Origin of the sequence: Streptococcus sp. UMB1203 (assembly GCF_030217725.1) — a bacterium.
GTDB lineage: Bacteria > Bacillota > Bacilli > Lactobacillales > Streptococcaceae > Streptococcus.
In genome coordinates, this window is the sequence record NZ_JASOOK010000005.1 from 15,938 (window position 1) to 42,118 (window position 26,181).

At 39.8% G+C, this 26,181-nt stretch carries 19 protein-coding genes and 1 CRISPR repeat array; of the genes, 8 read left to right on the top strand and 11 right to left on the bottom strand.

Translation table 11 applies throughout. The annotated features are described in order from the left end of the window. Nucleotides 1–140: 140 nt before the first annotated feature. From cas9 to csn2, 4 genes are read left to right on the top strand one after another with little or no spacing between them, the layout of a single operon-like run. Nucleotides 141–4,319: a type II CRISPR RNA-guided endonuclease Cas9 gene (cas9, locus tag QP439_RS02205; protein ID WP_261079872.1), complete on the top strand. Its 4,179-nt coding sequence runs from the start codon at nucleotides 141–143 to the stop codon at nucleotides 4,317–4,319. Then, nucleotides 4,316–5,185, top strand: coding sequence for a type II CRISPR-associated endonuclease Cas1 (gene cas1, locus QP439_RS02210; RefSeq protein ID WP_285387469.1), 870 nt, complete (start codon nucleotides 4,316–4,318; stop codon nucleotides 5,183–5,185). The genes cas9 and cas1 overlap by 4 nt, the downstream gene beginning before the upstream one ends. Further along, a complete protein-coding gene (gene cas2 / locus QP439_RS02215; RefSeq protein ID WP_285387415.1) occupies nucleotides 5,182–5,526 on the top strand; it encodes a CRISPR-associated endonuclease Cas2 in 345 nt (114 codons plus the stop codon). Before cas1 ends, cas2 begins: the two co-directional genes overlap by 4 nt. Continuing rightward, complete coding sequence (csn2, locus tag QP439_RS02220; protein ID WP_285387416.1) at nucleotides 5,516–6,178, top strand: type II-A CRISPR-associated protein Csn2; 663 nt, start codon at nucleotides 5,516–5,518, stop codon at nucleotides 6,176–6,178. The genes cas2 and csn2 overlap by 11 nt, the downstream gene beginning before the upstream one ends. A gap of 88 nt (nucleotides 6,179–6,266) precedes the next feature. Further along, a CRISPR array of direct repeats spans nucleotides 6,267–6,767; the repeat unit is 38 nt; unit sequence GAGTTTTAGAGCTGTGTTGTTTCGAATGGTTCCAAAAC. A gap of 60 nt (nucleotides 6,768–6,827) precedes the next feature. On the opposite strand, the gene QP439_RS02225 is transcribed toward csn2, so the two are convergent. The 6 genes from QP439_RS02225 to pbp1b all read right to left on the bottom strand — a co-directional run bounded on the left by QP439_RS02225 (nucleotide 6,828) and on the right by pbp1b (nucleotide 13,595). Further along, nucleotides 6,828–7,505: a rhomboid family intramembrane serine protease gene (locus QP439_RS02225; RefSeq protein ID WP_203213040.1), complete on the bottom strand. Its 678-nt coding sequence runs from the start codon at nucleotides 7,503–7,505 to the stop codon at nucleotides 6,828–6,830. Then, the gene (locus tag QP439_RS02230; protein WP_285387419.1) at nucleotides 7,489–8,028 is read right to left on the bottom strand and encodes a 5-formyltetrahydrofolate cyclo-ligase; all 540 of its coding nucleotides are present in this window, start codon (nucleotides 8,026–8,028) and stop codon (nucleotides 7,489–7,491) included. The genes QP439_RS02225 and QP439_RS02230 overlap by 17 nt, the downstream gene beginning before the upstream one ends. Before the next feature lie 11 nt (nucleotides 8,029–8,039). After that, the gene (locus tag QP439_RS02235) at nucleotides 8,040–9,170 is read right to left on the bottom strand and encodes an N-acetyldiaminopimelate deacetylase (protein ID WP_285387421.1); all 1,131 of its coding nucleotides are present in this window, start codon (nucleotides 9,168–9,170) and stop codon (nucleotides 8,040–8,042) included. 67 nt (nucleotides 9,171–9,237) lie between these two features. Then, nucleotides 9,238–9,936 (bottom strand): 2,3,4,5-tetrahydropyridine-2,6-dicarboxylate N-acetyltransferase, encoded by a 699-nt coding sequence (gene dapD, locus QP439_RS02240; RefSeq protein WP_000127460.1) that lies wholly within the window; start codon nucleotides 9,934–9,936, stop codon nucleotides 9,238–9,240. Nucleotides 9,937–10,164: 228 nt separating this feature from the next. Continuing rightward, nucleotides 10,165–11,076, bottom strand: a complete 912-nt coding sequence (locus tag QP439_RS02245; protein WP_285387423.1) for a DMT family transporter — start codon at nucleotides 11,074–11,076, stop codon at nucleotides 10,165–10,167. A 56-nt stretch (nucleotides 11,077–11,132) separates the two neighbouring features. Then, on the bottom strand, nucleotides 11,133–13,595 hold the full coding sequence (pbp1b, locus tag QP439_RS02250; RefSeq protein WP_285387425.1) for a penicillin-binding protein PBP1B: 2,463 nt from the start codon (nucleotides 13,593–13,595) through the stop codon (nucleotides 11,133–11,135). A gap of 141 nt (nucleotides 13,596–13,736) precedes the next feature. Here pbp1b and tyrS point away from each other — a divergent pair, with 141 nt between their 5' ends. Beyond that, complete coding sequence (tyrS, locus tag QP439_RS02255; protein WP_061590130.1) at nucleotides 13,737–14,993, top strand: tyrosine--tRNA ligase; 1,257 nt, start codon at nucleotides 13,737–13,739, stop codon at nucleotides 14,991–14,993. 77 nt (nucleotides 14,994–15,070) lie between these two features. Here tyrS and QP439_RS02260 read toward each other — a convergent pair whose 3' ends face one another. Both QP439_RS02260 and QP439_RS02265 read right to left on the bottom strand, forming a co-directional pair. After that, entirely contained in the window at nucleotides 15,071–17,131 is a 2,061-nt protein-coding gene (locus QP439_RS02260; RefSeq protein WP_285387426.1) for a heavy metal translocating P-type ATPase, read from the bottom strand. Between the two features lies 1 nt (nucleotide 17,132). After that, nucleotides 17,133–17,411, bottom strand: a complete 279-nt coding sequence (locus tag QP439_RS02265; RefSeq protein ID WP_000910910.1) for a DUF6110 family protein — start codon at nucleotides 17,409–17,411, stop codon at nucleotides 17,133–17,135. A gap of 151 nt (nucleotides 17,412–17,562) precedes the next feature. On the opposite strand from QP439_RS02265, the gene QP439_RS02270 reads away from it, so the two are divergent. Continuing rightward, a complete protein-coding gene (locus QP439_RS02270; RefSeq protein ID WP_285387427.1) occupies nucleotides 17,563–18,411 on the top strand; it encodes a putative RNA methyltransferase in 849 nt (282 codons plus the stop codon). Nucleotides 18,412–18,752: 341 nt separating this feature from the next. Here the strand turns inward: QP439_RS02270 and QP439_RS02275 are convergent, their stop codons facing one another. The 3 genes from QP439_RS02275 to malQ form a co-directional block, all read right to left on the bottom strand. Next, nucleotides 18,753–18,959, bottom strand: coding sequence for a hypothetical protein (locus QP439_RS02275; protein ID WP_285387429.1), 207 nt, complete (start codon nucleotides 18,957–18,959; stop codon nucleotides 18,753–18,755). 259 nt (nucleotides 18,960–19,218) lie between these two features. Further along, nucleotides 19,219–21,477, bottom strand: coding sequence for a glycogen/starch/alpha-glucan family phosphorylase (gene glgP / locus QP439_RS02280; protein ID WP_285387430.1), 2,259 nt, complete (start codon nucleotides 21,475–21,477; stop codon nucleotides 19,219–19,221). Nucleotides 21,478–21,502: 25 nt separating this feature from the next. Next, nucleotides 21,503–23,020, bottom strand: coding sequence for a 4-alpha-glucanotransferase (gene malQ / locus QP439_RS02285; RefSeq protein ID WP_261028398.1), 1,518 nt, complete (start codon nucleotides 23,018–23,020; stop codon nucleotides 21,503–21,505). A gap of 485 nt (nucleotides 23,021–23,505) precedes the next feature. On the opposite strand from malQ, the gene QP439_RS02290 reads away from it, so the two are divergent. Both QP439_RS02290 and QP439_RS02295 read left to right on the top strand, forming a co-directional pair. Continuing rightward, complete coding sequence (locus QP439_RS02290) at nucleotides 23,506–24,777, top strand: maltodextrin ABC transporter substrate-binding protein (protein WP_000095474.1); 1,272 nt, start codon at nucleotides 23,506–23,508, stop codon at nucleotides 24,775–24,777. 111 nt (nucleotides 24,778–24,888) lie between these two features. Continuing rightward, nucleotides 24,889–26,181, top strand: a complete 1,293-nt coding sequence (locus tag QP439_RS02295; RefSeq protein WP_000414973.1) for a carbohydrate ABC transporter permease — start codon at nucleotides 24,889–24,891, stop codon at nucleotides 26,179–26,181.

Genomic DNA, 26,181 nt, shown 5'->3' on the forward strand with positions numbered 1-26,181 from the left:
ACACTTATATTGTATATTATTCTTTTAAAATTAGCAAGAGAAATGTAAAAAAAATGGAATAATATTTTATATTAGAAATTCATCTGAAAGTGTTATATTATCATTTACTAACAAAAAACTTAATAAAAGGAGAACACTAAATGAGCAACAAATCCTACTCTATCGGACTCGATATCGGAACTAACAGCGTCGGATGGGCCGTCATTACGGATGACTATAAGGTGCCATCGAAAAAGATGAAAGTTCTAGGCAATACTGATAAACACTTTATCAAGAAAAATTTAATTGGAGCTTTATTATTTGATGAAGGGACTACTGCTGAAGATAGACGTCTAAAACGAACAGCACGCCGTCGCTATACTCGTCGAAAAAATCGTCTTCGCTATCTTCAAGAAATCTTTTCTGAAGAAATGAGCAAGGTGGATAGTAGTTTCTTCCATCGATTAGATGACTCCTTCTTAGTTCCTGAGGATAAAAGAGGAAGTAAATATCCTATTTTTGCTACCTTGGCAGAAGAAAAAGAATATCACAAGAAATTTCCAACTATCTATCATTTGAGAAAGCACCTAGCGGACTCAAAAGAAAAAACTGACTTGCGCTTGATCTATCTGGCATTAGCTCATATGATTAAATACCGCGGACATTTTTTATATGAAGAATCTTTTGATATTAAAAACAATGATATCCAAAAAATCTTTAATGAATTTATAAGCATTTACGACAACACCTTTGAAGGAAGTTCACTTAGCGGACAAAATGCACAAGTAGAAGCAATTTTTACTGATAAAATTAGTAAATCTGCCAAGAGAGAACGCGTTCTAAAACTATTTCCTGATGAAAAATCCACTGGTCTCTTTTCAGAATTTCTCAAGTTAATTTTAGGAAATCAGGCTGATTTTAAAAAACATTTTGACTTGGAAGAAAAAGCTCCATTACAATTCTCTAAAGATACCTATGATGAGGATTTAGAAAACCTGCTCGGACAAATTGGAGATGACTTTGCAGATCTTTTTCTAGTTGCTAAAAAGCTCTATGACGCCATTCTTCTATCAGGTATCTTAACTGTTAAAGATCTTTCAACCAAAGCTCCACTTTCAGCATCTATGATTGAGCGCTATGAAAACCACCAAAAAGACTTAGCGGCTTTAAAACGATTCATCCAAAACAATCTTCAAGAAAAATATGATGAAGTTTTCTCTGACCAATCTAAAGATGGGTATGCTGGATATATCAATGGCAAAACCACTCAAGAAGCATTTTACAAGTACATCAAAAATCTTCTCTCTAAATTCGAAGGAGCAGATTATTTCCTTGATAAAATTGAACGTGAAGATTTCTTGAGAAAACAACGCACCTTTGATAATGGTTCTATCCCTCATCAAATTCATCTTCAAGAAATGAATGCCATTATCCGTCGGCAAGGAGAACATTATCCATTTCTGCAAGAAAATAAAGAAAAGATTGAGAAAATCTTAACTTTCCGTATTCCTTATTATGTTGGCCCATTGGCTCGTGGCAATTGTGATTTTGCTTGGCTTACTCGAAATTCTGACCAAGCAATCCGACCTTGGAATTTTGAAGAAATTGTTGACCAAGCAAGCTCTGCGGAAGAATTCATCAATAAAATGACTAACTATGACTTGTATCTGCCAGAGGAAAAAGTTTTGCCCAAGCATAGTCTCTTGTATGAAACATTTGCTGTCTACAATGAATTAACAAAAGTAAAATTTATTGCAGAGGGATTGAGAGACTATCAGTTCCTTGATAGTGGGCAAAAGAAGCAAATTGTCAATCAATTATTCAAAGAGAAAAGAAAAGTAACTGAAAAAGACATCATTCAGTATCTACACAATGTTGATGGCTACGATGGAATCGAACTAAAAGGGATCGAAAAACAATTTAATGCCAGTCTTTCTACTTATCATGATTTACTCAAGATTATCAAAGATAAAGAGTTTATGGATGACCCTAAAAATGAAGAGATTCTTGAAAATATCGTCCACACACTAACTATCTTTGAAGATCGTGAGATGATCAAGCAACGCCTTGCTCAATATGCCTCTATCTTTGATAAAAAAGTGATCAAGGCACTGACTCGTCGACATTATACTGGTTGGGGAAAACTCTCTGCTAAGCTAGTCAACGGTATCTGTGATAAAAAAACTGGCAAAACAATTCTTGACTACTTGATTGATGACGGCTACAGCAATCGTAACTTTATGCAGTTAATCAATGATGACGCTCTTTCCTTCAAAGACATTATTCAAAAAGCACAAGTGGTTGGTAAGACAAACGATGTGAAGCAAGTTGTCCAAGAACTCCCAGGTAGTCCTGCTATCAAAAAAGGAATTTTACAAAGTATCAAGCTTGTCGATGAGCTTGTCAAAGTTATGGGCCACGCTCCCGAGTCCATTGTGATTGAAATTGCACGAGAAAATCAGACAACTGCCAGAGGGAAAAAGAATTCTCAACAAAGATATAAGCGCATTGAAGATGCACTAAAAAATTTAGCACCTGGGCTTGATTCAAATATATTAAAAGAACATCCAACAGATAATATTCAACTTCAAAATGACCGTCTCTTCCTTTACTATCTCCAAAATGGGAAGGATATGTACACTGGAGAAGCTCTTGATATCAACCAACTGAGCAGCTATGACATTGACCACATCGTCCCACAGGCCTTTATCAAGGATGATTCTCTTGATAACCGTGTCTTGACTAGTTCAAAGGATAATCGTGGGAAATCCGATAATGTTCCAAGTTTAGAAGTCGTTCAAAAAAGAAAAGCTTTTTGGCAACAATTACTAGATTCCAAATTGATTTCAGAACATAAATTTAATAATTTAACCAAGGCTGAACGTGGTGGGCTAGATGAGCGAGATAAAGTTGGCTTTATCAGACGCCAACTAGTTGAAACACGGCAAATCACAAAACATGTTGCTCAGATTTTGGATGCCCGTTTTAATACAGAAGTGAATGAGAAAGATAAGAAGAACCGTACCGTCAAAATTATCACTTTGAAATCCAATCTAGTTTCCAACTTCCGTAAAGAATTTAAGTTATATAAGGTACGCGAAATCAATGACTACCACCATGCACATGATGCCTATTTAAATGCAGTGGTGGCTAAGGCTATCCTTAAGAAATATCCTAAACTAGAGCCTGAATTCGTCTATGGTGACTATCAAAAGTACGATATTAAGAGATATATTTCCAGATCCAAAGATCCTAAAGAAGTTGAAAAAGCAACTGAAAAGTATTTCTTCTACTCAAACTTGTTGAACTTCTTTAAAGAAGAGGTGCATTACGCAGACGGAACCATCGTAAAACGAGAGAATATCGAATACTCTAAGGACACTGGGGAAATCGCTTGGAATAAAGAAAAAGATTTCGCTACAATTAAAAAAGTTCTTTCACTTCCGCAGGTGAATATTGTGAAGAAAACAGAGATTCAAACACATGGTCTAGATAGAGGTAAACCTAGAGGATTGTTCAATTCCAATCCATCTCCTAAACCTTCAGAAGATCGTAAAGAAAACCTTGTCCCAATTAAACAAGGGCTTGACCCACGAAAATACGGTGGTTACGCTGGTATTTCTAACTCATACGCGGTCTTAGTTAAAGCTATTATTGAAAAAGGAGCGAAAAAACAACAAAAGACCGTTCTTGAATTTCAAGGTATCTCTATTTTAGATAAAATAAATTTTGAAAAGAACAAAGAAAACTATCTTCTTGAAAAAGGATACATAAAAATTCTATCAACTATTACTTTACCTAAATATAGTTTGTTTGAGTTTCCTGATGGTACAAGAAGAAGACTAGCAAGTATTCTATCGACAAACAATAAACGAGGAGAAATTCATAAAGGTAATGAATTGGTCATCCCTGAAAAGTATACGACTCTTTTGTATCATGCTAAGAATATTAATAAAACACTTGAACCAGAACACTTAGAGTATGTTGAGAAACATCGAAATGATTTTGCTAAACTTTTAGAATATGTACTTAACTTTAACGATAAGTATGTAGGCGCATTAAAAAATGGAGAAAGAATCAGACAAGCATTTATTGATTGGGAAACAGTTGATATTGAAAAATTATGTTTCAGTTTCATTGGTCCAAGAAATAGTAAAAATGCTGGTTTATTCGAGTTAACTTCACAAGGAAGTGCTTCTGACTTCGAGTTCTTGGGAGTAAAAATTCCACGATACAGAGACTATACACCTTCGTCACTCCTCAACGCCACCCTCATCCACCAATCCATCACTGGTCTTTACGAGACTCGGATTGACTTAAGCAAACTGGGAGAAGACTGATGGGATGGAGAACCGTTATAGTCAATACGCACTCTAAACTCTCCTACAAGAACAACCACTTGATTTTTAAAGATGCCTCTCGGACAGAGTTGATTCACCTATCCGAGGTGGACATCCTGCTTTTGGAGACGACGGATATCGTTCTCTCCACTATGCTAATCAAACGCTTGGTAGATGAAAATATTCTGGTCATCTTTTGTGATGATAAACGCTTGCCAACGGCCTACTTAATGCCTTACTATGGTCGACACGATTCCAGTTTGCAACTCTCTCGTCAAATTGCTTGGAATGAAGATGTAAAGGCGGAAATCTGGACCACCATTATTGCACAAAAAATTCTCAATCAGGCTTTTTATCTGGGGAGTTGTGGTTTTCTGGAAAAGAGCCAGTCAGTCATTGATCTCTATCATGGGTTGGATTTGTTTGATCCTAGTAACCGTGAGGGACACGCAGCTCGGATTTATTTCAACACCTTGTTTGGAAATGATTTCAGTCGTGAGCAAGATAGTGATATCAATGCTGCCTTGGACTACGGCTACACCTTGATTTTAAGTATGTTTGCGCGTGAGATTGTGTTGTCTGGCTGTATGACTCAGTTTGGATTGAAACATGCTAATCAGTTTAATCAATTCAACCTAGCTAGTGATATTATGGAGCCGTTCCGTCCGATTATTGACAGAATCGTCTATGAAAATCGAAACAGTTCTTTTGTCAAAATCAAACGAGAACTTTTCACGATTTTCTCAGATACCTTTCACTACAATGGCAAAGATATGTACTTGTCCAATATCGTCAGTGACTATACTAAAAAAGTCATTCAAGCTCTCAATCAACCCGAGAAAGGAGTTCCTGAATTTAGGATATGAGTTATCGATATATGCGTATGATTTTAATGTTCGATATGCCAGTTGATACCGTAGAGGAACGCAAGGCCTATCGGAAATTTCGGAAGTTCCTCATAGATGAGGGATTTATCATGCACCAATTCTCCATCTATAGCAAGCTCTTGCTCAATAACTCTGCTAATAACGCCATGATTGAGCGACTCAAGACTCATAACCCTAAAAAAGGGAATATTACTCTCTTAACCGTTACAGAAAAGCAGTTTTCTCGCATGATTTACTTAAATGGTGAGCGAAATACCAGCGTAGCACACTCCGACGCACGCTTGATCTTTCTAGGAGAGGAGACGCGAGATGAAGATTAATTTCCCACTATTGGATGAACCATTAGCTATTGAAAATGCAACTTTTTTAGTGTTGGAAGACCAGTTTACCTTTTCAACCGTTGTCAAGCAGTTCTACCAATATACTGATGATGGGAAGTTGAAGTTGTTTGATAGAAATCTAAAAACTCTGAAAGAGGCTGAGTTACTAGTGATAACGGATGTCTTAGGATACAATCTAAACTCACCTGCCATGCTCAAGCTGATACATGCTGACCTTGAAAATCAACTCAATGAAAAGCCCGAAGTCAAGTCCATGATTGAAAAGTTGGTTGCTACTATTACAGAATTGCTGGCATTTGAGTGTTTGGAAAACGAGTTAGACCTAGAGTATGATGAAATTACCATTCTAGAGTTAATCAATGCACTTGGTGTCAAAGTCGAAACCCTGAGTGACACACCTTTTGAAAAGATGCTAGAAATTATCCAGGTTTTTAAATATCTCTCTAAAAAGAAACTCCTTGTTTTCATCAATGCATCCGCCTATCTATCAAAGGATGAGTTAGTAAATTTGATAGAGTATGTCCAACTCAATCAACTAAAAGTTTTATTTATAGAACCTCGAAAAGTCTATGATTTTCCCCAGTATGTATTGGATCAAGACTATTTCTTGACCTCTGAAAATATGGTATAATAAAAGTAACAATTGGGACCTGACGAACTGAAGTCTAGCTGGGACGAATGGCGCGATTACGAAATTTCGTGAGGAAAATTTTTCTACGAGGTTTTAGAGCTGTGTTGTTTCGAATGGTTCCAAAACAAACGCAAGCGACTTTATGAACAACTGGGAGTTTTAGAGCTGTGTTGTTTCGAATGGTTCCAAAACCTTTAGGTAAGTACCTTGCTAAGTCTAAAGAGTTTTAGAGCTGTGTTGTTTCGAATGGTTCCAAAACTCCGGTTTAGAAGTCAATTCCTGAAGTCGAGTTTTAGAGCTGTGTTGTTTCGAATGGTTCCAAAACAGAAAGATGATCAATAATGTTACGTTAGTAGTTTTAGAGCTGTGTTGTTTCGAATGGTTCCAAAACACTTATACCAGAAGTTTGAAGAGATTGAAAGTTTTAGAGCTGTGTTGTTTCGAATGGTTCCAAAACACCAATCATAACTAAATAGACTAACGCCCAGTTTTAGAGCTGTGTTGTTTCGAATGGTTCCAAAACCATGCGATGACGATTGAAAGGAAAGTAGAAGTTTTAGAGCTATGTTGTTTCGAATGGTTTCAAATCACATTAAAAGCTACTCATTTTTAAGTAGCTTTTTTCTTATTCAAGTTTACATATTAGCCGTCACAACACCATTCCCTTGTAGAAAAGCAAGACTGCGAGTCCTACTAACAAGACTACCGCTACCAGTCTCTGACTATCTCTATACATCCGTCTTTCGCCTCGGACTGGAAAGATAACTGCTAGAAATGCACCACCGACTGCACCACCGATATGACCTGCTAGGCTGATTCCTGGAATCAGAACACTTCCAATAATGTTAACCACAAAAAGAGTCAGATAAGATTGACCCAACTGCTGGATATAAGGATTGCGAGTTGCATAGCGAAGAACAATAATTGCAGCAAATAGCCCATAAAGAGAGGTAGAGGCTCCTGCAGCTAAGGATTTGGGACTAAATACAAAAACAAAGAGATTACCCATCATTCCTGATAAAAGATAGAGGAAGAAAAACTTCTTGGATCCGAAAATCTCCTCTACTTGCCTACCAAGATAATATAGCGAAAGCATATTGACAATGAAATGTTCCCACCCAATATGAACAAAAATGGCAGAGAAGAGACGCCAAACCTGCTCAGGAAAGAGGCGAATAGCCGGCCCATACATGGCTCCAAATCGAAATAATGTATCCGCCCTGTCAAAGTCTCCACCTGTAGTCACCAGCATTAATAGAAACACCAAGGCCGTCACTAAAAGGAAGAAACTCGTCACAGGGTAACGTCTATCAAAGATTTCCTTCATCAATCAGAACCTCCTGAACAGGAATATCATGCTTTTCAGGTATAAAGTCCTGAATTTGACAAGGATAAACCGTACTCAAAGTATGACCAGAAAAATGTTCCAGATAGCGGTCATAATAGCCTCCACCGTATCCTATCCGATACCCTTTCGTCGTAAAAATTAAGCCAGGAACATGAATCAAATCAATCTGGGAAGCATCCACCACTTCCAAATCCCCCTGTGGCTCCAGTAGGCCAAAGGAAGTTTTTACCAACTGCTGCGGATCATAGACTACAAAGTCCATGCGCCCCTTGGGATAGGTTTTAGGTATCAGAACCTTCTTGCCGTCCTTCAACGCCTGCTCAATCAATTCCTGCGTTTGAAATTCGTGAGGAAAAGAGAGGTAGGTTGCGATGATCTTAGCTTCTTGGTAAAAGGGGTGTTGTAACAATCGCTCGGTTAAAGCTTGGTCTATAGCCTGTTTTTGCTCTTGAGATATAGCCTTCATTTCTTGCAAGACTTGCTTACGTAATTCCGATTTCATAGACAATCCCTCTACTCTGCTGCCTTCTTTTTCAGGAAACTAGAGACCGCGTCCACCCCAATAGCTAAGGCTTCTTCCTTAGGACTCATCTGAGGGTGATGAAGGGCGTAGGGACTATCAATACCTAGCCAGAACATAACGCCATCAACTTTTGAAAGGAGATAACCAAAGTCTTCACCTGTCATAGCAGGTTCGATATCAATCAACTCAATTTCGTCTTTTTCTTCAAAGAAATCCATCAGTTCACGCGCCAAGGCTGGATGGTTCTCAACAGGCAGGTAACCACCTTGTTTGAGTTCCACTTCGACTTCCATATCGAAGGCAGCTGCAACCCCTTCTGCAACTGTTTTGACCCTTTTTTGCACCAAAAGACTCATGTCCTGTGTCAAGGCCCGAATAGTTCCATGCAAAAAGGCTGTGTCTGTGATAACATTGTTTGTTGTTCCAGCTTGGAAAACTCCAAAGGTCACCACTGCTCCCTCGATTGGGTTGACATTGCGGCTGACAACTGACTGCACCTGGGTCACAAAGTAACTAGCCGCCACCAAAGCGTCATTGGCTTCATGCGGAAAGGCTGCATGTCCTCCTTTACCTTTAAAACGAATCTTCACCTCGCAAGTCCCTGCAAAGAGTGTATGAGTATTGGTCGCAATCTGTCCAACCTTCAAATCTGGCCGAACATGAAGTCCATAAAACTGGTCTGGCAACCAGTCTCCAAAAGCGTCATCCTCATACATGAGCATGCCACCAGCTTCATTTTCTTCCGCAGGTTGAAAAAGGAAGAGCAGATTATTTTTCTGTTGCTCCTCAAGGGCGCTCTCAAGACAGCCCAAGGCAATAGTCATATGAAAATCATGGCCACAGGCATGCATCCGACCTTGATGTTGAGAAGCGAAAGGGAATCCTGTTTGTTCAACGATAGGCAGACCATCAATATCTGTTCTCCAACCAATAGTACGCTCTGGCTGACTTCCCTGCAAATAAACCAAAATACCTGTCCGCCAAGTCCGAACTTGGACAAACTCCTTGCCCGCAGTCAATTTTTCAATCACATCTAGCAAATAAGCCTGAGTCTTGAACTCCTCCAAGCCAATCTCTGGAATCTGGTGCAAATCTCGTCTAGTCTGAATCAAATCTAACATCTATCTATCCTCCGATATAGCAGAAAGAGGCTGGAAGAAGGGTTCCGCCTCTTTATTACTTTTACAATTATAAGGTACGAAGCGCATCCTCTAGCGCTGTTTTTTGTTGGGTTTGGGCATCAATCTCTTTGATAATACGAGCTGGAACACCTGCTACTACTACGTTTTCTGGGACATCTTGAGTAACGATAGCTCCTGCAGCGACAACTGAACCACTACCGATTTGAACTCCTTCGATAACCACTGCGTTGGCACCGATGAGAACATTGTCTCCAACACGGACTGGTTCTGCGCTAGCTGGCTCAATCACACCTGCCAAAACTGCACCTGCACCAACGTGGCTGTTTTTCCCAACGATAGCACGGCCACCAAGGATGGCACCCATGTCAATCATGGTTCCTGCACCGATTTCAGCACCGATATTGATAACTGCTCCCATCATGATAACAGCATTGTCACCAATTTCAACCTGATCACGGATAATCGCACCTGGCTCGATACGAGCGTTGATAGCACGTTTATCTAGCAAAGGAACTGCAGAATTACGAGCATCTTGCTCAACAACATAGTCTTGATTTTCTACCAAGCCATCAAGAAGCGGAGCAACATCTTTCCAGTCTCCAAATAGGACATTCCCTAGTTTGACAACAGAGCTAGGTACAGCAGTTGCGAGTTGTCCCTCAAAGGTTACTTTGACACTGGTTTTCTTTTCAGCATTGGCGATAAATTGGATAATTTCTTGAGCGTTCATTTTTGTAGCAGTCATAAGCGCCTCCTAGTTCATTTTAATGATACCTATTCTACCAAAAAAGGCCTCAAATTTGAAGCCTTTTTGTTTGTTTTTAGGTATGATTTTTAGGGATGTGAGATAAAACGTGCTGTCGGTAAAAGCAAGCCCCTACCGATACAACCTAAAAACACTCTTCACAACTATCTCCCCGTGTTTTATTGACTATTCTAGTATAGCACACTTTTAGAATTAAGAAAAGACTTTTTATTTACTTTCTTTCGCTTCTTCTATCGATAGGAAAATCATGGGTAAAATAATCAAGACCATTGCTAGAAGAAGAGACCAATCCACTACTAATCCTAAAAACAAAACACTCAAGAGAGCAGAGGAGAGAGGTTCACTGGCACTAATGACAGAAACCACCAAAGGAGAAACCAAGGACACTGCCTTCATGGAAATAAAAAAAGCAAAAGCCGTCCCAAAGAAAGCAATAATAAGGCAAATCAAGATACTCCAAATATCAGGAGTAAAGGAAAGCTTATACACTGGCGAAAGGATATTGCTAAATAAACCTGCCAAAATCATCCCCCACCCAACCGTGGGTACAAAACCATAGCGCTTCGCGAAAGGTTGGGGCAGGATAACATTAAACATAACCCCCATAGCACTCAGCAAACCTGTTACAAGGGCTAGTGGCGTCATGGATAACTGAGAGAGATCGCCTTTTGTCGCCATCAAGCTAACACCCAGCATGGCAACCAAAACATAGAAAATAGCGCTTTTTGAGGCTCGTTTGTGATAAACCAAGCGATTGTAAAAGAGGATAAAGACAGGGCTAATAAACTGTAAAATAGTTGCTGTCGCTGCATTTGAGTATTCTACACAGAGATAGAAAAAATACTGAACTGAAAAAATCCCTAAAATAGCATAGGCCAAAAAGGGCAGGTAATTTTTCTTGTCTCGCCAAATATCTAACACTTGCGATTTTAATTGCATTGCAGACCAAATGAGCACAAGACTCCCTGCCAGTGTCAAACGCATAGAGGTAATCCAGCCCGAAGACACCTGATAATGAGTAAAGAAATACTCTCCTAAAATTCCACAGATTCCCCAGATTAAGCCGGATAGGAGTGAATAAATGGTTCCTTTAACAATCTTTTTCTGATACTGATTCATACCTTTATTGTAACACGAAAGGAAAAAAGAAAAAAGTGGCAATCAATACCACTTTCCTATCTTCTACTATTTGATTGTGTTGATGATGAACTTGATGTACTGCTAGAACTACTACTTGAGCTACTACTTGAACTTGGTGTAGATGAGAAACTACCAATAATACTTGACCAAGCGTTTTGGTAATCTGCTTCGCTTCCTCCAATAGCAAAGTGATAGCTTGTTGTAGGAGCTCCCGCCTTATTAGCCCAATAGCTCGTTACAGTAGGACCTGAAAGATCCACTGTTTTTCCATTAACGGATACTTTTCCTGGCTTCTGTCCTGTAGATCTGAGGACCTGAGATTGGGTCACACTAGAATCAAGATTAAAGCGTTCATTGCCCCAAACACCAGGTTCAGCCTGTTGGATAGCATTGACCAAGTAAGCCATATATTTGGCATTTCGATAATGCCCAGCTCCCTTAGCCATTGGGCGGTTATCGTCATGCCCTAGCCAACCACCTAGAGTCAATCTTGGTGTTGACAGCATGAGCCACATATTTTCATCTTCATTGGTTGTACCAGTCTTACCAATCCAGTCTGCACGAGCTAAGCTTGAATTGATAGAAGCCAAATCCGTTTGGAAACTTGAAGTGATCCGAGATGAGATCACCTCACGAAGCAAACTCTGCATAATTGTTGCTGTTGCCTTCGAATACACTTGAACTGGCTTGTCTTGGAATTCATAGATTACTCTACCGTCAGGTGATTCAATCTTAGAAATCACATGTTTCTGATGGTAGACACCGTTATTAGCAATTGTTTGATAACCATTGGTATGCTGAGCAACTGTGACTTCAATACCACCACCCATAGGCAGACTTTCAATACCGTACTCCGGAATCTCGTAACCCATTTTCTCCATGTAACCCTTGACATCCACACCCTTCTCACGAAGCATGCGATAGGTCCAATAGGCTGGGATATTCCACGAATAGTTCAAGGCTTCACCCAGGGTCATCATGCCTGTACCTGGACTATTTACATACATGATAGGATTTCCATTAGAGAATTTTGTCGGATAATTGGACAAGATACTAGCGCTTCCCATCAAACCTTGGTCAATGGCAATACCGTAGGCCAACAAAGGCTTGGTTGTAGAGGCTGGCGAGCGCTTAGTGTCAAAGGCGTGGTTGTTTTGGTTAGTCTGGTAATTACGACCACCAACAAAGCCTAGAACAGCCCCCGTTTTATTGTCCATCAAAACATTCCCTACTTCAGGCTGACCAGTCGAATCATCTACCAAACGACCGTAGTTAGCAACTGCATTTTGCATGGCGTTATGGATTTTTTTATTGATCGTTGTAGTGATTTTGTAGCCACCATTACTTAGTTCCTGCTCAGCTCGCTCATGATAGGCCTTTTGAATCGACTCGTTTTTCAACTCTTGGCTAGAGACATTGTCCTGTTGAACTAGATAATCATACATACGGTCTGTCGCTTCAGCCATAGCAGTAAAGTAGAGATAATCCCTCGAAACAGCATTGATAGTTCCTGATGGCAAGAAGTCTTGTTTGAGATTATAATCCTTGTACTGGTCGTATTCTTCCTGAGTCAGGGCACCCGTACGGTACATGTTGTAGAGAACATCCTTGGCCCGCTTCAAACCAAGTTCTAAGTCTTCATCACTCTTTAACTCTCCAGTATTTTCATAAGGGGAATAAGTAATTGGACTCTGTGGCAAACCTGCTAGAAAGGCAGCTTGGGGAATACTCAGCTTGTTGGCATCGATACCGAAAATCCCTTCAGCAGCTTGCTGGGCACCTGCAATATTCTGTCCTTTATGATTCCGACCAAAGGGAGCAACATTGAGATAAGTAGTCAAGATTTCATCCTTACTCATGCTGCGTTCCAAGGCAAGGGCATCAACAATTTCTGTAGCCTTACGAGCCAAGGTAGGAGCATCTCCGACCACTTGTTGCTTGATTAACTGTTGGGTCAAGGTCGAGCCCCCGCTAGATGAGCCCAAACCTGCAAAGGTTCCCAAAGTCGCCCGAATCACAGCTTTTGGCACAACCCCTTTATGTTCAAGAAAATGTTCGTCCTCAGTCGCAACGATAGCCTTTTTGAGATTGTCCGATATTTCCTCAGATGAAACAGAAGTTCGCAGTAGGTCACTCTCGATAGAAGCAATGACACTCCCATCTGCGTAAACAATTTCTGATATGGAAGAAATATTTTTAACCTGCTTGACCAAATCCTCCGCTTGGGGAACCTTAGCCTTGTCAAACAAAGCAACTCCATAACCAAGAGCTACACCAGCACCAAAAAGTCCACCGATAAAGCCTAGAATAAAGAGAGTATTCAGAATGCCCTTAATAGCAACTAAAATGCTACCTAGGATAGCCAGAACTTTCCCACCTGTCCCATCCGACTTCTTCTCTTCTGAGACTTTCTCTGGTTTTTTAAGATTTATTTTTGATTTTACTAGCTGGAAAAATTCCAGCATTTTTCGTTTTAATTCATTTAATTGATTTTGCATGGATTTCCTCACTCTATCTATTATACCACAAAAGGGAAACTTTCAATAAAATAGCCACTTTCTTCCCCATTCTGCTAGGCTATTGCCCAAGTTTGTGATACAATAGTTAGAAACAATAATTTTAAAAAGGAGAAAAGACACATGCACATTTTTGATGAGCTAAAAGAGCGTGGTTTGATATTTCAAACGACTGATGAAGAAGCTTTGCGTAAAGCCCTAGAAGAAGGTCAAGTTTCTTATTATACTGGCTACGATCCAACTGCTGACAGCCTTCACCTAGGCCACCTTGTCGCAATCTTGACAAGTCGTCGCTTGCAACTAGCAGGTCACAAACCTTATGCGCTCGTTGGCGGTGCTACAGGTCTCATCGGAGATCCGTCCTTCAAAGATGCTGAACGTAGTCTCCAAACAAAAGACACAGTAGATGGCTGGGTCAAGTCTATCCAAGGACAACTTTCTCGTTTTCTTGACTTTGAAAATGGTGAAAATAAAGCTGTCATGGTCAACAACTACGACTGGTTTGGCAGCATCAGCTTCATTGACTTCCTCCGTGATATCGGAAAATACTTCACTGTCAACTACATGATGAGTAAAGAGTCTGTGAAAAAACGGATTGAAACAGGAATTTCTTACACTGAGTTCGCTTACCAAATCATGCAAGGTTACGACTTCTTCGTCCTTAACCAAGACCACAACGTAACGCTACAAATCGGTGGTTCTGACCAGTGGGGAAATATGACAGCTGGTACCGAATTGCTTCGTCGTAAGGCTGACAAGACTGGCCACGTTATCACTGTTCCATTGATTACAGATGCAACTGGTAAGAAATTTGGTAAATCAGAAGGAAACGCAGTCTGGCTCAATCCTGAAAAGACTTCTCCATACGAAATGTACCAATTCTGGATGAACGTTATGGACGCAGACGCTGTACGCTTCTTGAAAATCTTTACTTTCTTGTCACTTGATGAGATTGAAGATATCCGCAAGCAGTTTGAAGCGGCTCCACACGAACGCTTGGCGCAAAAAGTCTTGGCTCGTGAAGTTGTTACACTTGTTCACGGCGAAGAAGCTTACAAAGAAGCCCTCAACATCACTGAGCAACTCTTTGCAGGAAACATCAAAAACCTTTCTGTCAAAGAGCTCAAACAAGGACTTCGTGGAGTACCAAACTACCAAGTACAAGCAGACGAAAACCACAATATCGTGGAACTCCTCGTGGCATCTGGTGTGGTCAACTCAAAACGCCAAGCCCGTGAAGACGTCCAAAACGGAGCTATCTACGTCAACGGTGACCGTATCCAAGACCTTGACTATGTCTTAAGTGACGCAGATAAGCTTGAGAACGAACTGACTGTTATCCGTCGTGGGAAGAAAAAATACTTTGTATTGACTTACTAAACTGTTCAACATTTACCTATAAACAAAGGAGTTAACCTCGAGAAAGGTAACTCCTTTTTGCTGTGAATAGTCCCCACCTATCCCTTAATGGACAGGCTACGCAGTACAATGCGTAAGGTTGTTAGATTATGTAAGATAGAGAGATTTGAAGGACTGAGCCAATTAAACAAGCCAAAGCCAATCAAACTACTATTTACGACAACGGTATCTTGAATATTCTTCTTGATGAGTGTTTGCAAAGATGATGATAGCCAATCCAACTCTTGGAAGAAATCCAAGCGATTATCTAACAATAAGATATCGCTCATCTGCTTAGAAATGTCTGCACTCTCATTCATCACCACACCGATATCTGATAGGGTTAGAGCCGCTGAGTCATTCAATCCATCTCCAACCATCAAAATAGTGTGACCTGCTTTCTGCAGTTCCTCTACTAACTCAAATTTCCCATCAGGTTTCAAGTCTGTATGGACCTGATCAAAGGGCAAATCTTTGACTAATTCCTCTGTTCTAACCAAGGTGTCCCCTGTTGCCAGAATCAATTTTTTCCCTTGTGCCTTAAGTTTCTCCAAGGCTGCTTTGGCTTCTTTTCTCAAAGGAGTATGAATGCAGAACATTCCAATCAATTCATTCTGATAAGCCAAGAATAAGAGATTGTAGTGACTCTTGTACTCTTCAATTAAAGCATTTTGTTCTGAACTGATATGAATTTGCTCATCCTGCATCAAAACATAATTCCCAATAAGAACTGGTTGCCCATCTATATGAGATTTGATCCCCTTGCTTGCGATATATTGGAGTTTCCCATGCATTTCCTCATGTTCAATTCCCTCTATCTCAGCTTGCTTGACGATGGCATTAGCAATAGGATGATAAATGTGTTCCTCAAGACAGGCACTGATTCTGAGAATATCTTCCTCACTATAGTCCCCAAAAGGTAACACCTTTTCAACTATAGGATAACTAGTTGTGATTGTTCCCGTCTTATCAAACAAGAAAGTATCAACTTCCAGATATTTCTCCAGAACATCCCCATCCTTAATCACCATTTCACGATTCAGCCCCTCCTTGATAGCTGTCAAATAAGCTACAGGAGTAGAAATTTTCAAAGCGCAGGAAAAATCGACCAATAGGAAAGAAATAGCCTTAGAAAAAGAACCTGTTAATAGGTAAGTCAGACCAGCCCCCAAGAAATTATATTTGACGACCTTATCCGCCATCTTGATGAAATAGCGTTGTTTCGTTTTCTTATTTTCTTCAGATTTCTTCATCAACTCAATCAGCTGTAAAATACGGCTGTTCATCTGATTATCGGTTACACGAATGCGCAACTCACCAGTTTCTAATACTGTATTTGCACAAACCAAATCAGACTCTCCTTTTTCAACTGGAAAACTCTCTCCCGTCAAGGAACTTTCGTTGACCATACCTAAACCTGAAACTACTTGTCCATCAAACAGAATTTCATTTCCTTGAGATAGGACCAAGACATCTCCTATTTGAACATCGGAACTCTTGATACTAACAACCGTATCGCCCTGTACTAGGAATACATCGCTCTCTTTTGCAAGAAGACTCTGTTCTAAATCTGTTGCAGTTTTTTTCAAGGACCACTGATCTAAATGATTCCCCAAATCAAGCATAAACATGATATTACTTGCTGTCTTGGATTGGTTCATAAACAAGGACAATAAAATCGCCGAACAGTCCAAGACCTCCATCGTTAGTTCCTTACGCGCTAGTGTTTGATAGGCTTCTCTAATATAGCCAAAAGCCTGATAACAAGTCCATATATAGCGAATAGGATACGGCACAAAACTACGAAAAAGTACACGCTTAATCGCTGCACCTGAAACAATAGAATAAGCACTCTCTTCTCTACGAATGGGAAGAGTCATCAACTCAGAAACTTTCCCTTTATCAATTCTTTTTAAAAAGGCTTCTGCATTATCTAATACAGAAAAGCCTTCTTTTATACGTAGAGTAAAGTGCTGTTGATCCATGTAAAACTGGATAGACTCAATCCCCTTTTCATCTCTCGCCAAGGAACGAAGATAGTCTTGAATATCCAAGGTGAGTGAAAAAGAAGATGATAGTCGGATATGTTGGTATCCTCTATGTAGCACTTTAAAAGACATATTATTCTCCTATAAGGCTATCTAATTGCTCTTCTTTTTTCTCTTGCTCGTACAAATATTTGGCATCTTGCAAGACATCGTCTCCATGTTGTTTCACAACAGAAACAGATGCATCTAGCCCGTCTTTCAACTTGTAAGCCTTAGCCAAAGCTTTAGAATAACCTTTTTTAGCTTCCTTACTTGCCAAGATTTTCAAACCAAGGGTACCAAATGCGACACCACCCAAAAAGAGTGATGATTTTTTCGCAACTTTTGCAACGGTTAATACTTCTTTTAACATACTTATTTCCTCCTTATCATTATTATATAGAAATTTAGATATAAAAGCAATTTTATTCTATAAATTGGAGAATTAGTTTTATTTCTACTGAATCTCCCATCTACTTATTCCTAAAGTTGCTTTCATTTGCCTCTTTTGATACACTTAAACTATGAATACAAATCTCAAACCCAAACTTCAGCGCTTCGCTTCTGCGACTGCCTTTGCCTGTCCTATCTGTCAAGAAAAGCTGACTCTGGTAGAGAGCAGTCTCAAGTGCTACAACCGTCATTCTTTTGACCTGGCTAAATTCGGCTATGTCAATCTAGCTCCTCAAATCAAGCAATCTACCAACTACGATAAGGAAAATTTTCAAAACCGCCAACAAATCCTAGAGGCTGGATTTTATCAGGCTATCTTAGAGGCTGTATCTGACTTGCTAGCCAGTTCAGAAACTAGCACCACAGTCTTAGATATCGGCTGTGGCGAAGGATTCTATTCTCGCAAACTCCAAGAAAGGCATCCTGACAAAACCTTCTATGCTTTTGATATTTCCAAAGATTCCGTCCAAATCGCTGCCAAGAGCGAACCCAACTGGGCAGTCAATTGGTTCGTTGGTGACTTAGCTTGTCTTCCTATAAAAGACGCTAGCATGGATATCCTGCTTGATATCTTCTCACCTGCCAACTATGGAGAATTTCATCGCGTTTTATCCAAAGACGGTATCTTGATAAAGGTTATCCCAACTGAAAATCACCTCAAGGAAATCCGTCAGAAGGTACAAGACCAGCTAACAAACAAGGATTATTCTAACCAAGATATCAAAAATCATTTCCAAGAACACTTTACCATCCTATCTAGTCAAACTGCCTCTCTGACTAAAACTATCACAGCAGAGCAGCTCAAAGCCCTACTCAGCATGACGCCCCTACTCTTTCACATCGACCAGACTAAGATTGACTGGAGCCAACTGACAGAGATTACCATTGAAGCAGAGATTCTGGTCGGGAAAGCATTCTAAACTAGACTTCGCAAAAGTAGAAAACTTACTAAGAATCTTCAATATTACGAAAACGCATAAGAACAGGTACTCAAAAACCTTAATCTTATGCGTTTTGTTATAGTTTCCATACATATTAAGTGGAAATATTGGAAACCAGTTCTTTTAATAACCATTGAATACCATATAGTACATTTACCCCAAATATGATATAGGCCGTATAAATCAAGTATTTTGATTTCTTCTGCCTCAAAGAATAGATTTTGTACAAGATAAACAAATTTAAAATAATAAATAATAGAGACAAAATCTTCCCTCCAAAATAAATCTTAAAAGTACACAGCCAAGCATAGCCCTAAACTTTATTTTCGATTCGAGATAACAAACTTATCAATAAATAGCAAGTGATATAAGGCCAGTACCAAACCCCATAAACTACCACGAAAAGAGAATTCTTGATGATTGAGAGGAAACAAATCATGGTTACCTATATAGAGGCAGGTCAAAATAACAAATAAAATCCAAAATAAATCAGTCCATTTATATTTTGAAAAATATTTTTTCCACATAAAAACACCTTCTTTCCTATAATCATATTATAATACTTTGTGTAAGCGTATGCAAGGGATATGAAGTAATCAACTACGAAGAAACATGAGGATGAAAAAACAATAAAAGCCTCATTTCTATGCATTTAAGCTGTCTATGATTTCTCTCTATTTTTAGACAGGATTGACCCAAATCCACATCATTCAAATAAAGAGGCAAAAAAGCGAATTTCAATCGAAACTCGCTTTTTTACAAGATGTATTAGTATAAATTTGTATCTTAGTCTAAGTGCCAGATATCTTCGTTGTACTGAGCGATTGTACGGTCAGATGAGAAGAATCCTGCTTTAGAGATGTTAACAATGACTTTATCCAACCATGCGTCACGGTCTTCGTAGTCAGCCAACATTTGTTCTTTAACCTTGATGTAGTCTTCCAAGTCAAGAAGAGTCATGAACCAGTCTTTGTTGATCAATTCATTGTAAAGACGTTCCAAGCGCTCTTTGTTTCCAGCTGCAAGAACTGCATCGCTAACGATGAAGTCAACCAATGGTTTGATAGCTTCACGAGCGTAGAATTCGCTTGATTTGTATGCTGCTTTATCGTAAAGGTCGATAACAGTTTCTGAATCTTCACCGAAGATGTAGATGTTTTCATCTCCAACCAACTCAGCGATTTCCACATTAGCACCGTCCATAGTACCAAGAGTCAAAGCTCCGTTCAACATGAATTTCATGTTACCAGTACCTGAAGCTTCTTTAGAAGCAAGTGAGATTTGCTCTGAGATATCACATGCTGGGATAAGGAAGCTTGCTGCAGTAACGTTGTAGTTTTCAACCATAACTACTTGCAAGTGTGGAGCTACTGCTGGATCGTTAGCAATAACTTCTGACATACAAAGAATCAAGTGGATGATGTCTTGAGCGATTGTGTAGGCTGGAGCTGCTTTACCACCAAAGAAGATTGTGATTGGGCGAGCAGGGATGTTACCAGCTTTGATATCAAGGTATTTGTGGATCACGTACAAAGCGTTCATTTGTTGGCGTTTGTACTCGTGAAGACGTTTGATTTGGATATCAAAGATAGAGTTTGTATTGATTTCCACACCTTGGTGTTCTTTCAAGTGACGAGCCAATTTACGTTTGTTGTGAGCTTTGATGCTTTCCAATTTTTCTTTGACAGCTGCTTTGTCTTCATAAGACAAGAGCTTTTCAAGCTCATCTGCTTCATGGTGCCAACCTTCTCCAATAATCTCATCCAAGTAGTGAGATAGTCTTGGGTTGGCATGCATGAGCCAACGACGGAAAGTGATACCGTTTGTTTTGTTATTGAATTTTTCTGGGTAAAGGTCGTAGAAGGCTTTCAACTCAGAATTTTTCAAGATTTCAGTGTGAAGTGCTGCAACCCCGTTAACGCTGTATCCGTAGTGGATATCCATGTGAGCCATGTGAACACGTCCGCTCTCATCGATGATTTGAACAGCTGGATCTTTGTATTCTGCTTTCACGCGACGGTCCAATTCTTCGATGATTGGTACCAAGTGAGGAACCACTTCTTGCAAGAATTCAAGAGGCCATTTTTCAAGGGCTTCAGCAAGGATTGTGTGGTTAGTGTAGGCAGTCATGCTACGAACGATTGAGATTGCTTCGTCAAGTTCGATACCACGTGCAGTCAAAAGACGGATCAATTCAGGGATAACCATTGATGGGTGAGTATCGTTGATTTGTACAACTGCGTAGTCAGCAAGGTCATGCAAGTTGCTTCCTTTTTCAATTGCTTCGTCAATGATCAATTGCGCACCATTTGAAACCATGAAGTATTGTTGGAAGATACGGAGCAATTCACCTTGACGGTCACTATCATCTGGGTAAAGGAAAAGAGTCAAGTTGCGAGCGATATCTGTCTTGTCAAAGTTGATACCATCTTTAATGATAGAAGCATCAACTGAATCCAAGTCAAACAAACGCAAGCGGTTTTTAGTTGCTGTCTCATAACCAGTAACATCAATATCATAAAGAGTTGATGTCAAAGTAAAGTCTGCAAATGGCACTTGGTAGCTACGGCTTGAGCGAACCAACCAGTTTTGCTCTGTCAACCATGCATTTGGAATTGTTTCTTGTTGGTTGTTTTTAAGAACTTGTTGGAAAAGTCCAAAGTGGTAGTTAAGACCAACACCGTCACCGTTCAAACCAAGAGTAGCAATTGAGTCGATAAAGCAGGCAGCCAAACGTCCCAAACCACCATTACCAAGAGATGGTTCCAATTCAACTTCTTCAACTTCGATCAAGTCTTTACCTGCAGCAGCAAGTTCTTTTTTGACATCGTCGTAAAGACCAAGGTTAATCAAGTTGTTTGACAAGAGTTTACCAATCAAGAACTCAGCTGAGATATAGTAAACTTTCTTTTTACCAGTGTTAACTGGTTTTTGGCTGCTTGCAAGCTTGCTGTAGTTAAGAAGAGCAAGGTAAAGCTCTTCATTGCTACATTCCGCAATGGTTTTATTGTAACGATTTTGTACAAATTCTTGTAGTGATAACATGTTTAAGGTGTCTCCTGATGTTGTATTATTTCTTTAATTCTACCAAATTTTCATTAATTCGTCGATAGATTGTTGTCAAGTCAAGCAAACCTTCCTCGACAGCTGGTGTCAATTGATCTTCAGTCATACGCCAAGACCAGTTTCCACCAAGGGTAGATGGGAAGTTCATACGAGCTGTCTCATCCAATTCTAGCAAATCTTGCATAGTTGCAATTGCCATGAAGCTAACTGATGAAAAGACTGTACGAAGCATAGCGTGTGGAACTGTTTCGTATTCTTTACGGTTAGTATAGCGAGCCATGTACTCACGAGTCGCATCATCGATCTCGTTACGGTACCAACCAAGGACCGTATTGTTATCGTGTGTTCCTGTGTACATAACTGAGTTAGCAGGTGCCAAGTGTGGGCTATCGATACTTTCGTCTTCTGGATTGAAAGCAAATTGAAGAATCTTCATTCCTGGGAAGCCAGTCCGTTCACGCAATTCGATAACTTCATCTGTCATGAAACCAAGGTCTTCTGCGATGATGTTTAGCTCACCAAGTTCTTCTTTAACGGCTGCAAAAAGCTTGTAGCCAGGACCTTTCACCCACTCACCAGGTGCTGCTGTATCGGATCCAGCAGGAATTTCCCAGTAAGATTCGAAACCACGGAAGTGGTCGATACGAACGATATCGTAGATTTTGAAGCTTTCACGCAAGCGTTCAATCCACCATTTGTAGCCGTCTTTGTCCATTGCTTCCCAGTCATAGATTGGGTTACCCCAAAGCTGACCTGTTGCAGAAAATTCATCTGGTGGGCATCCCGCGATGCAAGTCGCCTTACCGTTGACATCTGTCTTGAAGAGGTGTGGATTTGCCCACATATCGCTTGAATCTTCCGCTACGTAGATTGGCATGTCCCCAACGATTTCGATGTGGTTGTCATTAGCATAAGCTTTCAATTTCAACCATTGTTGGAAGAAGAAGTATTGAGTCACACGGTGATAAACCAACTTGTCTGCCAATTGCTCACGGTAGCTTTCAAGCGCTGAAGCTTTACGAGCACGAGCATCAGCATCTGGCCATTCAGTCCAAGCAAGATTGTCAAAATGCTCTTTGATAGCCATATACTCAGCAAAGAGCTCAAGCCATGATTGGTTGTCTTGAGCAAATTTCTCAAAATCTTTAACATCTCCTACTTCCAAGAAACGTTTTACCGCTTTTTCTAAAAGAGGACGACGTGCATAGTAGATTTTAGCATAGTCAACTTCAGACGCATCGCTACCAAAGTCAACTCCTTCAAGGTCACTTGCTTTCAACAAGCCTTGCTCCACCAAGATATCTAAATCGATAAAATGAGTGTTCCCTGCGAAGGCTGAGAAAGATTGGTAAGGAGAATCTCCGTAACTAGTTGTTCCTAATGGAAGGATTTGCCAGTAACGTTGTTTTGTACGAACCAAGAAATCAACGAAGTCATAAGCACTCTGACCAAACGATCCGATTCCGTAGGCTCCTGGGAGAGAAGAGATGTGCATCAACACACCACTTTGACGTTTTTTCATAAACAACACCTCGTGTATTTGTAGTTTAATTTTTCATTTTTGGGCGCAAACGTTTGCGTTAATATAAGTATACTTCATTTTTGGAAGAATTGCAAGCGGTTTTAAAAAAACTTTTTGATTATTTTTTAAAAAAACTTGTCCTTATTTATGTATACATATACATTTTTCTTTTCTATTTGCAAAATCTTCTTCAACTACAAATGGAAGGCTCAACTTAGTCTACTTTTGGTCTAGAGCAATTTATTTTTTGTTCAAAATTTAGGCAATCGTTTCCCTAAATAATTTCAGTAAAATAGTGAAAATATATTTTCTGACTTTTCTTCTATTATAAACAAATAAAACGCTTACCCTTTTCGTGAAATTTTTTTAAAATTTTTACAAAAAACACTTGCAACCGCTTTCCGATTGTGCTATACTAGTCCCATAAAGGAAAACGTTTGCGTTTCCTCATTATAAAATTTGTTATTCTTTAGGAGGAATACACTATGTCATCTAAATTCATGAAGAGCGCTGCTGTGCTTGGAACTGTTACACTTGCTAGCTTGCTTTTGGTAGCTTGCGGAAGCAAAACTGCTGATAAGCCTGCTGATTCTGGTTCATCTGAAGCGAAAGAACTCACTGTATATGTAGACGAGGGATATAAGAGCTATATTGAAGAGGTTGCTAAAGCTTATGAAAAAGAAACTGGAGTAAAAGTCACTCTTAAAACTGGTGATGCTCTAGGAGGTCTTGATAAACTTTCTCTTGACAACCAATCTGGTAATGTCCCTGATGTTATGATGGCTCCATACGACCGTGTAGGTAGCCTTGGTTCTGACGGACAACTTTCAGAAGTGAAATTGAGCGATGGTGCTAAAACAGACGACACAACTAAATCTCTTGTAACAGCTGCTAATGGTAAAGTTTACGGTGCTCCTGCCGTTATCGAGTCACTTGTTATGTACTACAACAAAGACTTGATAAAAGAAGCTCCAAAAACTTTTGCTGACTTAGAAAACCTTGCTAAAGATAGCAAATATGCCTTCGCTGGTGAAGATGGAAAAACTTCTGCTTTCCTAGCTGACTGGACAAACTTCTACTATGCATACGGACTTCTTGCTGGTAACGGCGCTTACGTATTCGGTCAAAACGGTAAGGACGCTAAAGATATCGGTCTTGCCAACGACGGCGCTATCAAAGGTATAGAATACGCTAAATCTTGGTATGAAAAATGGCCTAAAGGTATGCAAGATACTGAAGGAGCTGGAAACCTAATCCAAACTCATTTCCAAGAAGGTAAAACAGCTGCTATCATCGACGGACCTTGGAAAGCCCAAGCCTTCAAAGATGCTAAAGTAAACTACGGTGTTGCGACTATCCCAACTCTTCCAAACGGAAAAGAATATGCTGCATTTGGTGGTGGTAAAGCTTGGGTCATCCCTCAAGCCACTAAGAACCTTGAAGCTTCTCAAAAATTTGTAGACTTCCTTGTTTCAACTGAACAACAAAAAGTATTATACGATAAGACTAACGAAATCCCAGCTAACACTGAGGCTCGTTCATACGCTGAAGGTAAAAACGATGAGTTGACAACAGCTGTTATCAAACAGTTCAAGAACGCTCAACCAATGCCAAACATCTCTCAAATGTCTGCAGTTTGGGATCCAGCGAAAAATATGCTCTTCGATGCTGTAAGTGGTAAGAAAGATGCGAAAACAGCTGCTAACGATGCTGTAACATTGATCAAAGAAACAATCAAACAAAAATTTGGTGAATAAAAAAATTTGTTCAAGGGGGGTGGAATTCAAATCCCCCTTTGAATTTATCAATAGAAAACATATATAGTTTAGGTTTTAACTAGAAACTAGTATCCTATGAAAGGAGTTATTATGGAAAAGCAACAACCTAGTAAAGCAGCCCTGCTGTCTATCATTCCTGGGTTAGGACAGATTTACAATAAACAAAAAGCAAAAGGTTTTATCTTCCTTGGTGTAACCCTTGTATTTCTCCTCTACTTCCTAGCACTTGCAGCCCCTGAATTGAGTAATCTCATCACTCTTGGTGACAAACCAGGTCGTGACAATTCCCTCTTTATGCTGATTCGTGGTGCCTTCCATTTAATCTTTGTAGTTGTTTATGTACTCTTTTATTTCGCAAATATCAAGGATGCACATACAACTGCTAAACACATTAACAATGGCATACCAGTAGCTCTTACTTTTAAAGAAATGGTCAAAGGAATCTATGAAAATGGCTTCCCTTACCTCTTGATCATTCCATCTTATGTTGCCATGACTTTTGCGATTATCTTCCCAGTTATCGTAACCTTGATGATTGCCTTTACCAACTATGACTTCCAACACTTGCCACCAAACAAATTGTTGGACTGGGTTGGTTTAACTAACTTCACAAACATCTGGAGCTTGAGTACCTTCCGTTCAGCCTTTGGTGCCGTTCTTTCTTGGACTATCATTTGGGCTTTATCTGCCTCAACTTTACAGATCGTGATTGGTATCTTCACAGCTATCATTGCTAACCAACCATTTATCAAAGGAAAACGTATCTTTGGTGTTATTTTCCTTCTTCCTTGGGCTGTTCCAGCCTTCATCACTATCTTGACATTCTCAAACATGTTTAACGATAGTGTTGGTGCTATCAACACTCAAGTATTGCCAATCTTGGCTAAATTCCTTCCTTTCCTTGATGGTGCTCTTATTCCTTGGAAAACAGACCCAACTTGGACTAAGATTGCCTTGATTATGATGCAAGGTTGGCTTGGATTCCCATACATCTACGTTTTGACTTTGGGTATCTTGCAATCTATTCCTAACGACCTTTACGAAGCAGCTTATATTGATGGTGCCAATGCTTGGCAAAAATTCCGCAACATCACTTTCCCAATGATCTTAGCTGTTGCGGCACCTACTTTGATCAGTCAATACACCTTCAACTTTAACAACTTCTCTATCATGTACCTCTTCAATGGTGGAGGACCTGGTAGTGTCGGTGGTGGAGCTGGTTCAACTGATATCTTGATCTCATGGATCTACCGTTTGACAACAGGTACATCTCCTCAATACTCAATGGCGGCAGCTGTTACCTTGATTATCTCTATCATTGTCATCTCAATCTCTATGATTGCATTCAAGAAACTACACGCATTTGATATGGAGGACGTCTAA